We start from the raw sequence: 14,289 nt of genomic DNA on the forward strand, positions 1-14,289 counted from the left end.
ACAGGCTGTGGACGGCGGATGGTCGGCAGGCTGTGGCTGGCGGATGGTGACGGTGTGCTACCTGCTGGATGATTTCTTGGCTTCGTCGGCGTATTGATCCGCGAGTCGGACCGGTTCGGGAAGCTTGTACGATGACGTGAGATCGTGGGCGACATCGGCCGCCGTCTCGGGACCGACGCGGTGGCCGGAGCTGACGTACAGCGGGTTGATGTACCGATTCGGCGAGTCGTACTGGCGCGTCTGGACGGCGTAGCCGATACGGGTTCCGTCGGGCGCGTCGACCCGCGAGTTCGCCTCGATGGGGACCCTCGAGCCCGCGGGCAATTCGTCGATATCCTCCTGTGGCGTTCCACAGAGGAGGCTCTTCGCGACGCCGATGCTCGGCACGTCTCGAACGACCCCCATGTGGGTCGCGATACCTGCCTCTCGGAAGTGAATACGACCGTTGCCGTCGAACAGAAACAGATCGGGATCGACGGACAGGGCCTCGAGCGCCGCGAGGATCGGCCCGCCTTCGCGAAACGAGAGCAGACCGGGAATGTAGGGAATCTCGAGCGGGGTTACCGCGTGAATGCGCTCGATCACTTCGCCGCCTTGCATGGCGACGACGGCGCTCAGGGCGCGGTCCTGATCGCCGTCCTCGTTCGTGAGAAACGACTGGTCGACGCCGGCGACGACCGGTGGCTCGGTTCCGGTGGCCGCGGACTCGAGCGGGTTCGAAAACGCATCGGGATCGAACGCGAAGTCGTCCTCGAAGACGGCGACGGAGGCAATTTCTCGCTGGAGAGTTTCCATCTCCGCTCTCGAGAGGTCTGGATCGGGGACGAGGTCTGGACGGGGGTGACTCATCGAGTTGCTCGTGGTAGGCGACGCGAGAAAATCAGTTGCCGGGTTTCGACGGTGCGGGCAGGGGTTGAACTGCGGTCAGAACCGTCGGCGACCGCCGGGGCCTCCCGGACCGCCCGGGCCGCCGGGACCGCCGCCCCCGAACTCGAGGCTATTTGGCGCGCCGACGTTCCGATTATTCTTGACGTACTGGCCGTAGGCGAGACCGATTGCGAGGCCCACGAGGTGGGCCATATGAGCGATCCCACCGCCACCGCCGACCGCGCCCGAGAGGAATGTGATACTCATCACAGCGTAGCCGGCGGTGAGAAGCCAGATTGGCACCGGGAGCAAAAAGTACAGATACACCTTGAGGCCTGGATTCAAGACAGTCAGCACGCCCATGATTGCGAGTGCGGCACCGCTGGCTCCGATTACGGCACCCGGGCTACCCTGTGCAACTGAAATCGCGATTTGGCTGAGCCCGGCGAGCACGCCGCTGGCGATGAACAGAATCGCAAAATTCCTTGAACCGACGTAGCGCTCGACGAGCGGTCCGAAGAAGAATATCACGATGCTGTTCCCGACGAGGTGGAAGAAATCCGGGAAAGGAGCGTGGGCAAAGATCGATGTAAACCACGTCCAGACGAACTCCGGATGCTGCGAAGTGAGCACGAAGAGTGTCTCGTGGAGGGCCGTACTGCCAATTATATAAAGCGTAATGAACTGGAGCGCATACGTCAACCACATCAGCGCGAGGAACGTGTACGTCATGTTCCCGCGGAAGTACGCAAACGTCCCACCTGGACCCGTATCGATCGGAATCTTACTCGTGAGGCTCGAGACTCGAGACGTACTCCCACCGTCGACGCTGTCGTCGAATCCGCTGTCGAAGACGCCTTTCGGATCGTTCCAGTTCTGCAGCCCCGAGCAGTCGTGATTCTCGGGGAGCCGATGGTCCGCACAGTAGGTACCACCACAGTGCCGACAGTTGTACGGCATGTTTTCGTTCTTCCCACACACGTCGCACTTGGCCATTGATCGGGGGTATGTGCGGAGTCGCTAAGGGATTTGGGGTTCTATCTCAATCTCGAACCGTGCTCGGTCGCGGTTGGGCGACAATTGTAGCCTCGATCGATGCCGGACGTACCGACGAACTGTACATTTTTGCCTCCCCGCCTCCCATGTCGGGATGTGCAAGAGTACGAGCGCAAGCAACTGCTCGAGCGGGTCGAACGCGAGGGCGCGACCGTCGGCGCGGACATCCCAGAGTCGATCACGGTCCAGGGGGAGGAAATCGACCTCCGGACGTTCGTCTTCGAGATCAAGCGCCGCGAGACGATCCCCTCGGGCGAACGCGACCGCGTCGAGCAGGCCAAGAAGAACCTCCGACGGGAACGGCTCGAGCGACTGGACCGGATCGAGGAGGGCGAAATCAGCCGTGAGAAGGGCGAAGAACTCGCCGGGGGCATCATCGGCATCGATCGGGCGCTGAACGCCCTCGAGAGTCTCGGGCCGACGGATCTCGAACGCGAACAGAAGGTCCAGCAAGCGCAGGACCGCAAGCGGTGGATGTCGTTCCTCAAGAAGGCTCTCGGGCAGGACGACGACCAGGCGACGCGGAGGGGCCGATAGCGATGACGACCAACGCCGAACTCGCCGCCAGATTCGAGGAATTCGCGGACCTGCTCGAGGCCGACGACGTCGAGTACAAACCGCGCGCGTACCGGCGCGCGGCGGAGAACGTTCGCGCCCATCCATCGCCGATCGCGGACCGCGTCGAGGCCGGCGACCGGGAAGCCGTCGAAAACATCGACGGCGTCGGCGACGCCATCTCGTCGAAAATCGTCGAATACGTCGAAACGGGCGAGATCGAAGAGCTCGAGGAACTCCGCGCCGAGTTACCGATCGACATGGCCGACCTGACCCGCATCGAGGGGGTTGGACCGAAAACGGCCGGGAAACTCTATCGCGAACTCGGTGTACAGACCCTGGACGACCTCGAGGCGGCTGCCGAGGCCGGCGAGGTCCAGGAAGTGAAGGGATTCGGTCCGAAAACGGAAGCCAACATCCTCGACAACCTCGAGTTCGCCCGCACAGTCGGGCAGCGCCACCTCGTCGGCGAGGCTCGTCCGCTCGCGGACGACGTATTGGCGTTTCTCGAGTCGATCGATGCGGTGGAGCGTTGCGAAGTCGCGGGGTCGATACGCCGGTGGCGGGAAACGATCGGCGACGTGGACGTCCTCACGTCGACGACAGAGAACGAGGCGGTGATCGAAACGTTCGTCGCCTGGGATTCGGTCGACGACGTGATCGAATCCGGACCGGAGAAGGCCAGCGTCCGCGTCGGCGAGATCCGCGTCGACCTGCGCGTGGTCGTCCCCGAGGAGTTTGGTTCTGCCCTGCAGTACTTTACGGGGAGCAAGGATCACAACGTCAGCCTCCGCAATTACGCGATCGACCGCGGTATGAAGCTAAACGAGTACGGTGCGTTCGACGTTAGCGAGATAGACGATCCCGATGCTGGACAGCGCGTGGGCGAGCGCGTCGCGGGCGAAACCGAGGAGGGGATGTACGACGCGCTCGGACTCCCGTGGATGCCACCCGAACTTCGCGAGGATCGTGGCGAGATCGCCGCCGCGGAGACCGGCGACCTCCCGAACCTGGTCACGCGCGCTGATATCCGCGGCGACCTGCATACCCACACTGAGTGGTCCGACGGGAACAACACTATCTCCGAAATGGTCGATGCCGCAACAAAGCGGGGATACGAGTATTACGGAATCGCCGACCACGCGGAGGGTCCCGGCGTGGTCGGTGGAATGGGGCTCTCGGGCGAAGAGATCCTCGAGCAGGTCTCAGACATCCGTGAGGTCGGCGACGACGCCGACATCGAAGTCTTCGCCGGGATCGAAGCGAACGTCGACGCCGAGGGTGAAATCGACCTCTCCGACGAGGTGATAGACGCACTGGACGTGATCGTCGCGTCACCACACAGCGCGCTCGACCAGGATGCCGGAACAGCCACGGGGCGGCTCGTCCGGGCCGTCGAGAATCCCGCGATCGACGTTCTCGGCCACCCCAGCGGCCGCTTGCTCAACCAGCGTTCCGGACTCGACTACGACATCACGGCGGTTGGACGGGCCGCCGCCGAGCACGACACTGCCCTCGAGGTCAACAGCGATCCCCGTCGGCTCGACCTCTGGGGAAGCGCCGTCCAGGCTGCGCTGGAGGAGGGGGCGAAGATCGCGATCGATACCGACGCCCACCAGCCGTCGACCCTCGAATACGTTCGCTGGGGAGTCCACACCGCGCGACGCGGCTGGGCCGAACCGGACGACGTGATCAACGCCTGGGACGAAACGCGAATCCGGGAATTCCTCCACTGAGCCGCCTGCGTTCGCCCATCATCCAGCGCCTTCCACAACTGTACTGGTTCACTCATGAAACTCCTTGTCGACGTCATGTGCGGCGGAGTCGTCTCGTATCTGCGAATGTGCAACCACGACACCGTTTTCGCGGGCGATCGTGGACTCGAGGCCGACGACGACGCGCTCGCCGTTGCTCACGACACCAACAGGACGATCGTTACGCGCGATAGGTCACTCGCGAACAGGGCCGACGAATCGGTCCTGCTCGAGTCCCGGGACGTCGAGGATCAACTAACGGAACTTGCTACGGTGGGACTCGATCTCACGTTGGCGGAGGAGCCGGAATTCTGCGGGCGGTGTAACGGCCCGCTCGAACGCGTCGGCCCAGCGGCGTCGACACCGGAATACGCACCCAATCCGACCGAGTTCGATGTCCAGGTCTGTCGTGACTGTGGGCAGTACTTCTGGCGCGGCAGTCACTGGGAGCGCGTCGCAGAGAGACTCTCGGCGGTCCGTGACGCGGTCGATGAACGGGAAACGAACACGTAACGTCGACGTGTTCGTCGCGTGCCTCCCGAGCCCCTTTCCGGCCGAACTTCCGCAGTGGTCAATACACGGCGACGTCGTCAAACCGCCCCTCGTAGGCGATGTGCTGTGGGTGGGTTGGCTCCGTTCCAGAGAGAAATAACCGATCGACTTTTTTCCACGTGTTCTCATACACGAGGTGCCCGACCTCGGCCGCCGTGGTCAGCCAGCGCTCGAGGCCGTTATCGTAGACGACCCGGCGACCGATGCCGTCCGCGAGCGCGGCCACGAGGTCGGATTCGCTCTCGATAGGCGTTTCGAACGCGGTGTGAGAAATGCCTACCGATCGTGGCAGGTGGGCGTACGAGGAGGTGTACGGTGGCATCGAAAGCATATCCGCGAGATTGTGTGCACGGCCGTTGTGTAACGGCAGATGTTTTGGGTTGAAAATTTCGATAGCGTCGATCGTCTCCGCGTGCGTACGTAAATCGTGCTCTCCAACGCTTACGTTCGCGAACGTCGGATGCGGAGCGAGCACCGCGGCGTCCTGTCGGTCGAACTCGGCCATCGCCGCCTCGAGCGGGATGAAATCCGGCACGGGTTCCTCGAGGCCGATCGCGAGGACGTGTTTTCGATTTTGCCACGATCCGGTAAACACTTCGCGGGCAGGAATCACGAGCAGATCGTCGCTAGAGTACGCCGCTGCGCGCTCACGGATCTCCGGGAGTCGGGTGAAGTGAGGTGCGTAGACAATCACGTCGAGGTCCTTGCGAACGGCTCGCTCGACCACGCGGTCATCGAGCACTTTCACGTGACAGTCGACCCGGGACGTCACTTCGTCGGTCACGGTGATCTCTTTCAGGACAGTCGAGTTATGAATTCTGATTTTGCGGCCACTCGACTATAGCCTTGATCGTGTCGATGATCGGGACCACCGGTTCGTCTCGGTCGATCGAGAGAAATAGTCCGTCGTCACCGACGTAGACGCGGACGATTTTCATAACGTCCATCGCCGTTGTGATGTACTCGACGCGCCCGGCGTCCGGAAACAGCGTGTTCCGAAAGAGCTTGATTTGCATGAAATCCATGTGGACGTTCGTGTGGATTCGCTCGAAGTGATCGAGCATCGCATCTCGACTCTCGTATCTTGAGACGGTAGTATCGTTGAGATAGAGTGGCCGAAACGACTCCGTGTCGTATTCACAGAATGCGTACAATGGTCCGGTCACCGTCTCCTGGACGGCCTGGCACACACGTTCGGCATCGAAGGATGCCAGTTCTGACCTGTTAGTCGCCGGCATAGATAGGACCTTCAGACTCGACGGCTGAAGGTCTATCGGGCACATGTTTTTTGACCAACGGGCCTGGCCGTGAACGACTGCGAAAGGATCATTAGGACGGCCAGTAGACCTTTACTATCGCATGGCCTGGGAATGTGGCATCGACGGTTGTGGATCGGTATTCGAGGACGTCGAATCGACCGTTGTGCATCAGGCGACGGACCACAAGCGTCGAGAGTGTGAAGTCTGTGGCACAGTCGTCCCCGACGGCTACCTCGCAATTCGCCACGCCTTCACCGAGCACAGCCGCGCCGAGTACGTCCGCGCGTACGGTGCTAGCTCCGAGGCAGTCCGAGAACGCGAAGAGCTACTCGAGGAAATCGAATCGGTCGCAGATATGCAAACGATCGCGGCCGAACTAAAACGATAGTAGCCTGCTGAGCGCCTCAGTTCGTTAGTAGTTATCCAGAATCCGGGAGACGCAGCTGGAAGTCCGTTTGTACGAGATGTGGTCCGGAACCGAACCGCTCACATCGACATCCCAGTAGTTAGGCGGCGTTGTGCCATCGCAGGACCGACCGCCACAGTCCGCTGGACCGCTCCCGAGACGAGCGATTCCGTCGTTCGTCGAGTAATAGTTTCGTACCTCCGCGGCCGATTTCTGGATCGAATCGTAGAAGGGGCCGCTTTCACAGGGACCGTTGTCCACCTCGTAGGAACCGATACTGTCTGCGGTCCCGATCGTAAACGAGCCGTCGATGCCGTCGAGCGTTTCCATCTGGACGATCCCTCCCATCGAATGTCCGAGGATACGGATCGTCGTGTCCGGATTTGCGTTCGTGTACCTTGCGAGCCACTCGGCGAACATATTGCCAGTTTCCCTCGCACTCGCTTCGGCCGTATCCGCGTTCCCGCTATCGTCCCACGTGACCGCGGTGACGGTTTCGGTATAGCCGAGATTCCTGGCCGTCTGCTGGAACGCTTCCGCCTCGCTGACGCTGATCGACGAGGCCGTGTAGCCGTGGACAGTGAACACGACTTCGTCCTCTCCCTGAGGCGCGTCGGAGAGAGGCGGACTCCCACCACGAAAATCGATTTCCATAATTTCGTCGGAGTCCGCGACGACCGGCCCGGACCGAACGCTCAGCCCTGTTCCAGCTAATATCGCCGTCGCCGTCGACTGTAACAGCCGTCGTCTCGAGACGGACGTGGTTTCGTTGCTATCCCTCGATGCCGACGTCGTGCGAGCATCAGATTCCATTGCGAGACGTTCGCATCCCGATGGCGAACGATCTGTTCTTCCGTACAGGAGGCTATAGAGTTTTTTCCCCATTAGAAATGGTTTTTATGAACCATCTCTGTCTTCCTGTCGTAACTAACTGGCCGCTCGATCCTACGTGGCGGTGTAGCGACGGCGCACAACGGGAACTACAGGTCTAGGAGAACCGGGAGATCAGCGGGAATGAGAACACAATCGGTGGCACTCGTCTCCCGGCAGACTGAACATTGGCTACCGCTTTTCACAAAATATTGCACAAAACTCCCTCGGCTGAAATCCACAGGGCAATCGCCGAATGAACCGTTTCACTACCGTTCGTCGGAATCCAGCACTCGAATCTGGTCGCCCCGGACCGTCACCGGAATCGGCACTGTCGCCTCGTACAGTTCCACCGTCACCTGGTCTTTCCCTTCGTCGATGCGCTGAACTTGGGCCTTCTCGCCCTTGAACGGACCGGCGATAAGTTCGACGATGTCGCCTTCTGCGATCCCTTCGACATCGGGTTTCGGCGAGAGGAAGTGTTCAACCTCAGATATGTCTGACTCTCCGGGAACGATACTCCGTGCGTGAGGAATGTCCTCGAGGACACGTTCGAGTACCGCGTTTCCCTCGGCTTCGACCATGACGTAGGAGGTTAACGAATCGGGTGCCAGGGCTGCGTGGATCTCCGGTTCCTCACGGTTTATGATCATATCCGCAACTGTTCGTTCCTGACTCGCCGTCGTTTTGACAGCGAAGATGCCCATTAGACGCCACCACCGTTGGTCACGAACAGCATGATCGCGCCGATGAGGAACCCGACCAGACCGATCAGAAGGATACCTGCACCGGCGATTTTTGATACCTGTAGGAATTCCTCAGTAGTGGGTGTCGTTGCCATCTTCAACACCCGAACGTACGAGGTAAGGTCGTACGGAACGTCCATGTTTGTCTAGTCACAGCGTAGGGTCTTTTATCTGTCTTTCGTGTCCGAGGGGGTTCCTGGCTGTCGGCGCTCGAGACCGGTCCGCCGGGATCGGTATCGACGTTGCGATAGACGGCCCCGCGGCCAAGCCGTTCGGCCACCAGAGCAACGATATGGCGGAAGACGATGCAGACAGAGCAAACGAGCACGAGGCGGAACGACAAGCGGAGGTCAACGAGGAACTGGAGCGGATCGACTGCGACCCCGACGAAGTAGATGACGGCGACGATGATCTCGGGACCCAGAACGCACCGCGAGAGGATGCCGATACCCTCGAAGAGGCGGAGGGCAACGAAGACGACGAGAACTGAGTTGGGATCGGAACCGATGGGATAGCAGCGACGCATATCGGGGCGGAACGCCGTTTTCGACGGATGGTCCGATTCAGTTCGATTCGATCCGACGATGTAGATCGAGGTGACCTGTCGGCGACGTCTGAAACCGACGTGACAGACGGAAGGAGTTGGCGCCGAGAACGTTCTATCCGTTTTCATCAGCGGCGCCGAGAACGTTCTATCCGGTTTCGTCAGCGGCGCCGAGAACGTTCTATCCGGTTTCGTCAGCGGCGCCGAGACGGGTGATCAAACTCGTTCGACCGATTTTCCGCTCGTCTCTCGGTTTTTCGTTCGGTCATCACAGTTTCGGTCACGGAAGACGACAAGTGTCAGCTGTGTTCAGGGCTGTGGCATCGGAGATCGACCGCCTGGTCCCTCCCCGATCGGTATCCGCGGCCGTTCGAACTCCTGACGTACCGCAAGGGTTAATTCGACCGTCCTGATCTCACCGTCCCGAACGACCTCGAGTTCGATCGTATCGCCCGGCGAGGTCTGGAGGGCGAGATACGTCTGGAGTTGCGCCTGAGTCGTCACCTCCTGGTCGTCGATTGCGACGATGACGTCGCCGCTCGATGGACGGCCACGCCTGGCCGGCTGGAGGATGCCATCGGCGGGTGACTCCGGAACGACGCCGACGACGAGAACACCGGTCGCTTCGTCGAGTCCGACCGCGTCGGCGATGTCCGGACCGACGGGGATCACCCCGACGCCCATATACGGGTGCTCGTACGAACCGTTCTCGATGAGCGCAGGGATGACTCGGTTCGCGAGACGCGCGGAGATAGCGAACCCGATTGTCTGGCTGGCACCAGCGAAAACGACGCCGATCACCTCTCCGTCCAGGTTCACGAGCGGGCCGCCGCTGTTACCGGGATTGATCGGCGCATCGGTCTGGATCGTCGCCGGGATTCCCGCCCCGGCCGGGCTGGGGAGGACCCGGTTGACGCCGCTGACGATCCCCTGTGAGACCGATGCGTTGAGGCCGAGCGGATTGCCGATCGCGAGTACCTCGCGGCCGATAACCGGTTTCGACTCGACGAACGGGAGGCCCGCGGCGACGTCGGGCATATCTTCGACGGCGAGGACAGCGAGGTCTGCGTAGGCGTCCGTACCGACAAGTGACGCGGTGCGCCACTCCTGATTGCTGAACTGGATTTCGATGCCGTCCTCGCTCGCGCTCTGAACGACGTGGTTGTTGGTAACGATGTGCTGATCGTCGATGACGAAACCGGAGCCGAGCCCACCACCCCCTCCTCCTCGATCCCCGCCGCCACCGACCGTTCCCGAGACGGTGACAAGAACGACGGAATCGATAGTATCCCGATACGTCGACGTATACGGGCTATCGACGCCGACGGTAGAATCGCCTGACTGTCCGTCCTGAGCTGCAGCGCTCGAGGCCGTACCGCTCCCAAAGACGACAGCTGTGGCGGTCCCGACCGTACGCAGCACCTGCCTGCGAGAAGACTGCTGGGAGGTCACGGCCGTAGCGACCCCGACGAGCGCCATAAAACGATAACCAGCACGAGCAGTCGGTCGGTCTGTGGCTGTTCGAGATCCAGTAGCGTTTCGAATTGTCGACACTTTGTTACTTCTCCCGCGCAGCCTCGACCGCCTCGAGGAACGATGCAGCATTCTCCCGAATTCGATCGAAATCCCCCGCAGCGATGGCTTCGTCGTCGACGATCGCCCCGCCCGCACCGACTGCGACGGCACCGGCATCGAAGAACGCGGCGACGTTGTCGGGCGAGATGCCGCCCGTCGGAACGATGTCGACGTCACCCAGCGGTCCCGAGAGCGCACCGATGTGATCGGGGCCGACGGTCGATGCCGGGAACATTTTCAGAAGATCCGCGCCAGCCTCCATCGCAGTCACCGCCTCCGTGGGAGTCATGACGCCGGGCGCGACGAGGACGCCGTTTCGGTTACAGATCCGGACCACGTCCGTCTCGGTATGTGGCGACACGACGAACGAGGCCCCCGCGTCGATTACGGACTCCGCAGTCGGTGCGTCGAGGACGGTTCCTGCGCCGACTATCGCATCCGTGTCTGTGAGTTCTCGATCGACAGCGGATATCTTCTCCGCCGTGTGCGTCCCATCGGCTGTTATCTCGAGTGCGTCGACCCCTGCATCGTGGATTGCACGAGCCACCGGGACGATCCGTTCTTCGCTCACACCGCGGAGGACCGCGATGACACCGCTCTCGACGATCCGCTCCCTGAGTACGTGTTTCTCCGGCATCAGTACTCGTCTCCACCGTCGTAGCGCTGTTTAACGGACGATACTCGATCCCCACTTGTCATCCGTCCCATCAGATCCGTGGGTAAGTTCATTACGACGGACGTTCGGGCCCACGGTAAATAAATTTACTCACAGTCGAAACAATGCAACGGGTACTACTCCGCCAGTTCGTCAATGGTGACCGATTCCGCCTCGTAGTCCTCGAGGAATGCGCCGGTTCCCCCGACCGTGTATCGCTCGCCGTCGACCTCGATCTCGAATGCGTTCTCGATCGGCAGCGTCGAGGTGACGGGCCGGACCAGGCTCTGTCGCACGTCGACCACCTCCCCGGTGAGCGACGACGGAATGTCTCGGTCGCCGACCGGCGACCCGGTAACCGACGCTTCGATTCGCGTATCCGTCGCTCGGTGGAGCGCGATCTGGAAGACCGCGCTTCGAAATCGCTCGTACGTACAGGGAAGTTCGTTCGGGGTCGTCACGTATCGTTCCTCGGCGGTCGGCCAGTAGTTCGCCAGAAACGAGCCGGCGAGGACCGGAACGAGCTGATCCTGGGAGAGCGCGATGGCTCGCGTATCACTCGTCGACGTCGTCAGGATCTGACTGGGCGCGAGCAGTCCGTGCTGGCCGTCGACCGTCAACATTGTCGGCACGAGCGCATCCCAGGTACGGACCGTACTGGCCGTCCCGGCCAGCGATGCGATGTCCTGATCCCCCGAGGTCGCACCAAGCAGGAGAAGAACGAGTACGCCTCGGTCGACCGTCGCCTCGAGCGTCGACCGTATTCGCGGAAGGACCGCCGCCGGCAAGGAGAGGGTCACTTCCGTTTCAGCCCCCACTAACATGCTCTCGATTCGTTTGAGCACCGTCTGCCGAGACTTGATCACCTCGAACTGCTCGCCGGAGCGCTCGGTCGTCGTATACCGTGATTGGAGCGCTGGCTCGATCTCCTCGACGCTATCTGTGAGCCGCTCGACGACGGTCTCGGGTTGGATCGGACGTATCACCGTCGGCACCGAATGATCGTCGACTTCGACGAAGCCGCGCCTCTCCAATTCCTCGCTGATGCTGTAGACGTATCGTTTCGATACGTCGGCGGCATCGGCGATCGTGCTGGCTTTTGATTCCCCGTGTTCGAGGATCGCCAGATACGTATCAGTCTCTTTTTCTGAGAGACCGAACCGCTCGAGAAGCTCGGCTAGCTCGTCGTCATCCATGTGTATTCAATACATCAAAGATTGAGCTGACGGTCTAAAATATGCTTGGTCCGTGACTCCGATCGCTGCACGTCCGACTGGTCGGGAGACCATCGAGGGTGTATCACAGCCAGGTACCTGAAATGAAAAGTGAGAATAGATTTTTCAACAAAGTTTATTGCTCCGGGAGTGGTCTGTGAGAATGATGGAACTACATGGCGCCCTCAACGACTTCAAGCGCTCACAGGGAGACCCCCGACGGTTCCCAGGTGAGCGCAGGTCCACGACGGGACTCTTCTCCGGACTCGACGATCGGCTCGTTCACATCGCCCCCGATGGATCTAACAGGGACTATTCGTACCCGCTTTCGGGTTTGGCTGGTATCGAGCGCTCACGATTCGGGCTCGAAATAGACGGCACCGTCAGCTGGTTCGACGCCGACGACAGCCACCAACGCTACGTCGAGAACACCGCAGTCGTCGAGACCACGCATTCCGTCGACGGATTGACCTGCAATCAATACGACGTCACGATCGGCCGACTCCACCTGACCCACTTTTCACTCGAGCAGGCAGCCGCGGCCGACGAAGATCTCAGCCTGCATGCCTGCTTCGAATTCGCTCCGGAAGGGCGTGCGGGGCGGATCGGTCAACTCTGGCACGGTGATGCAGTCGAGGTTCACCATGCTACCGAACATGATTTCCTCGCAGCCTCGACGGATCTATCCGTAACGGGGCAGGTCCCCGAACGCTTCGCCGAGTTACTCGCAGCGGAACCGGCCGACTTTCCGCGTTCTCAGACCGACGATCGCTACGAGGAAGCGCGTCTCAGCCCGATCGTGATGACCGAACTGGAACTTCCGGGTTCGTCTCCGTGTACGACCATCGCGACGTTGCTCTCGGACGACGGCAACCGAACCGACGCGCTCGAGCGCGTCCGAACCGCTGCGGCTGATCACGCCGAAAGCGAAGCCATACTCGAGGCGGGCCGCGAACAGGCCCACGACCAGTTGATCGCATCGAGCCGTGGCATCGAAGGGGGGTTTACAGATCTCCGTGCGCTCGCGTTGTTACGCGCACCGACGGGTGCACGGATGGCTGGCCCCGAGTTCGACCCATTCTATCGATACTCCGGTGGCTACGGCTACACCTGGTTCCGCGACGACGCCGAAATCGCACGATTTCTCCTCACCGCCGATCTTCGGTTGGGGCTCGGTCTGGAGGAGTGGCACGCAAAGAGCGCTCGCTTTTACAGTGAGACGCAATTGGCCGACGGTACGTGGCCCCATCGGGTCTGGCCGCACAACGGCGAACTCGCTCCCGGGTGGGCGCATGGTCGACTGGAAGAAGGCGAGTCCGAGGAGTATCAAGCGGACCAGACGGCGAGCGTGGCGGCGTTTCTCGCGACGTACCTCAGCCACGTCGACCCCACCGATGAACGGGTACGGGAAACGCTCGTAGCCGCTCTCAATGGTCTGGACGAATCGCTCGACGACGACGGTCTTCCCGGAAGGGTTCAAAATGCGTGGGAGAACATGACCGGGCGGTTCGCACACACGGCCGCGACGTTCCTCGAGGCGTACGCGGCGATCGCTCGAGCACCGGTCGGCGACGCTCTCACCACGCGCGCTCGAGAACGCGCCCGGGACATCTATACCGCTCTGGACGATTTCTGGGTGCCCGAGCGCGGCGTTTACGGTATGCGCGTGGACGACGGTGACGTGGACGACCGACTGGACGGAAGTACGCTCGCCTTGGCTACGGCCCATCGGGAATACGACGCGCTCGAGAGCGTGGATGATGAACGGCTCGACCGCCTCGTCTCCCACGTCGAGACGACGCTCGACGGACTGTATCGGGACCCAGACGGACCGGTCAAAGGTCTCGCGCGTTTCGAGGGAGATCCATGGCGAGTGCGTGAGCAGGGTGCCGAAAAGATCTGGACAGTGACGACGGCCTGGGGTGCTCACGCCGCCATCAATCTCAGCAAGTTACTGGCGGCCAACGGCTGCGAAGAAGCCGAGCGTTTCGAGGAGCGCGGGCGCACCCTGTTGGCGCTCGTCAGCCCTGGTGGCCCGCTTCGTCGACCCGGCGGATTCCTCCCCGAGCAACTGTTCGACGACGGAACACCCGACAGTGCAACGCCACTTGGGTGGCCCCACGCCATCCGGTTTGCGACGGAGAGCGCACTCGAGGCACCCGTTTCGTCGTCATTCGCGGATGCCACGGACCGCACTGGGGTGCAGAATTGATTGTCCGCATATCAGGAGTTGGCA

At 61.4% G+C, this 14,289-nt stretch carries 16 protein-coding genes; 6 read left to right on the plus strand and 10 right to left on the minus strand.

From position 1 onward, the window contains the following. Nucleotides 1-57: 57 nt before the first annotated feature. Together HYG82_RS25345 and HYG82_RS25350 are read right to left on the minus strand one after the other, a co-directional pair. Nucleotides 58-849: an endonuclease V gene (locus HYG82_RS25345; protein WP_179259895.1), complete on the minus strand. Its 792-nt coding sequence runs from the start codon at nucleotides 847-849 to the stop codon at nucleotides 58-60. A 75-nt stretch (nucleotides 850-924) separates the two neighbouring features. Further along, nucleotides 925-1,863, minus strand: a complete 939-nt coding sequence (locus HYG82_RS25350) for a rhomboid family intramembrane serine protease (protein ID WP_179259896.1) — start codon at nucleotides 1,861-1,863, stop codon at nucleotides 925-927. Between the two features lie 156 nt (nucleotides 1,864-2,019). Here HYG82_RS25350 and HYG82_RS25355 point away from each other — a divergent pair, with 156 nt between their 5' ends. From HYG82_RS25355 to HYG82_RS25365, 3 genes are read left to right on the plus strand one after another with little or no spacing between them, the layout of a single operon-like run. Further along, nucleotides 2,020-2,460 (plus strand): DUF5788 family protein, encoded by a 441-nt coding sequence (locus tag HYG82_RS25355; protein WP_179259897.1) that lies wholly within the window; start codon nucleotides 2,020-2,022, stop codon nucleotides 2,458-2,460. A gap of 2 nt (nucleotides 2,461-2,462) precedes the next feature. Continuing rightward, a complete protein-coding gene (gene polX, locus HYG82_RS25360) occupies nucleotides 2,463-4,214 on the plus strand; it encodes a DNA polymerase/3'-5' exonuclease PolX (RefSeq protein ID WP_179259898.1) in 1,752 nt (583 codons plus the stop codon). Nucleotides 4,215-4,268: 54 nt separating this feature from the next. After that, complete coding sequence (locus HYG82_RS25365) at nucleotides 4,269-4,745, plus strand: Mut7-C RNAse domain-containing protein (protein WP_179259899.1); 477 nt, start codon at nucleotides 4,269-4,271, stop codon at nucleotides 4,743-4,745. A 58-nt stretch (nucleotides 4,746-4,803) separates the two neighbouring features. Here the strand turns inward: HYG82_RS25365 and HYG82_RS25370 are convergent, their stop codons facing one another. Next, nucleotides 4,804-5,556, minus strand: coding sequence for a PHP domain-containing protein (locus tag HYG82_RS25370; RefSeq protein WP_179264357.1), 753 nt, complete (start codon nucleotides 5,554-5,556; stop codon nucleotides 4,804-4,806). Nucleotides 5,557-5,593: 37 nt separating this feature from the next. Then, nucleotides 5,594-6,022, minus strand: a complete 429-nt coding sequence (locus HYG82_RS25375) for a hypothetical protein (protein WP_179259900.1) — start codon at nucleotides 6,020-6,022, stop codon at nucleotides 5,594-5,596. 121 nt (nucleotides 6,023-6,143) lie between these two features. On the opposite strand from HYG82_RS25375, the gene HYG82_RS25380 reads away from it, so the two are divergent. Next, nucleotides 6,144-6,431, plus strand: a complete 288-nt coding sequence (locus HYG82_RS25380) for a DUF7565 family protein (RefSeq protein WP_179259901.1) — start codon at nucleotides 6,144-6,146, stop codon at nucleotides 6,429-6,431. 24 nt (nucleotides 6,432-6,455) lie between these two features. Here HYG82_RS25380 and HYG82_RS25385 read toward each other — a convergent pair whose 3' ends face one another. The 3 genes from HYG82_RS25385 to HYG82_RS25395 form a co-directional block, all read right to left on the minus strand. Beyond that, complete coding sequence (locus HYG82_RS25385) at nucleotides 6,456-7,262, minus strand: alpha/beta hydrolase (protein WP_179259902.1); 807 nt, start codon at nucleotides 7,260-7,262, stop codon at nucleotides 6,456-6,458. A 326-nt stretch (nucleotides 7,263-7,588) separates the two neighbouring features. Then, the gene (locus HYG82_RS25390; protein WP_179259903.1) at nucleotides 7,589-8,026 is read right to left on the minus strand and encodes a transcription elongation factor Spt5; all 438 of its coding nucleotides are present in this window, start codon (nucleotides 8,024-8,026) and stop codon (nucleotides 7,589-7,591) included. Further along, entirely contained in the window at nucleotides 8,026-8,205 is a 180-nt protein-coding gene (locus tag HYG82_RS25395; RefSeq protein ID WP_179259904.1) for a protein translocase SEC61 complex subunit gamma, read from the minus strand. Before HYG82_RS25395 ends, HYG82_RS25390 begins: the two co-directional genes overlap by 1 nt. 152 nt (nucleotides 8,206-8,357) lie before the next feature. Between HYG82_RS25395 and HYG82_RS25400 the strand changes: the two genes are divergently transcribed. Continuing rightward, nucleotides 8,358-8,555, plus strand: a complete 198-nt coding sequence (locus tag HYG82_RS25400) for a hypothetical protein (protein ID WP_179259905.1) — start codon at nucleotides 8,358-8,360, stop codon at nucleotides 8,553-8,555. Nucleotides 8,556-8,918: 363 nt separating this feature from the next. Here the strand turns inward: HYG82_RS25400 and HYG82_RS25405 are convergent, their stop codons facing one another. From HYG82_RS25405 to HYG82_RS25415, 3 genes are all read right to left on the minus strand, one after another. Continuing rightward, nucleotides 8,919-10,088 carry a S1C family serine protease gene (locus tag HYG82_RS25405; protein WP_179259906.1) on the minus strand — a complete coding sequence of 390 codons (1,170 nt, stop codon included), beginning with the start codon at nucleotides 10,086-10,088 and terminating at the stop codon, nucleotides 8,919-8,921. A gap of 79 nt (nucleotides 10,089-10,167) precedes the next feature. Continuing rightward, nucleotides 10,168-10,821, minus strand: coding sequence for a bifunctional 4-hydroxy-2-oxoglutarate aldolase/2-dehydro-3-deoxy-phosphogluconate aldolase (locus HYG82_RS25410; RefSeq protein WP_179259907.1), 654 nt, complete (start codon nucleotides 10,819-10,821; stop codon nucleotides 10,168-10,170). Nucleotides 10,822-10,976: 155 nt separating this feature from the next. Next, nucleotides 10,977-12,035 carry a TrmB family transcriptional regulator gene (locus HYG82_RS25415; RefSeq protein ID WP_179259908.1) on the minus strand — a complete coding sequence of 353 codons (1,059 nt, stop codon included), beginning with the start codon at nucleotides 12,033-12,035 and terminating at the stop codon, nucleotides 10,977-10,979. Nucleotides 12,036-12,219: 184 nt separating this feature from the next. Here HYG82_RS25415 and HYG82_RS25420 point away from each other — a divergent pair, with 184 nt between their 5' ends. Beyond that, nucleotides 12,220-14,265 carry a DUF7997 domain-containing protein gene (locus tag HYG82_RS25420; RefSeq protein WP_179259909.1) on the plus strand — a complete coding sequence of 682 codons (2,046 nt, stop codon included), beginning with the start codon at nucleotides 12,220-12,222 and terminating at the stop codon, nucleotides 14,263-14,265. The last annotated feature ends 24 nt before the right edge of the window (nucleotides 14,266-14,289 follow it).

This window comes from Natrinema halophilum (assembly GCF_013402815.2).
Lineage (GTDB): Archaea > Halobacteriota > Halobacteria > Halobacteriales > Natrialbaceae > Natrinema > Natrinema halophilum.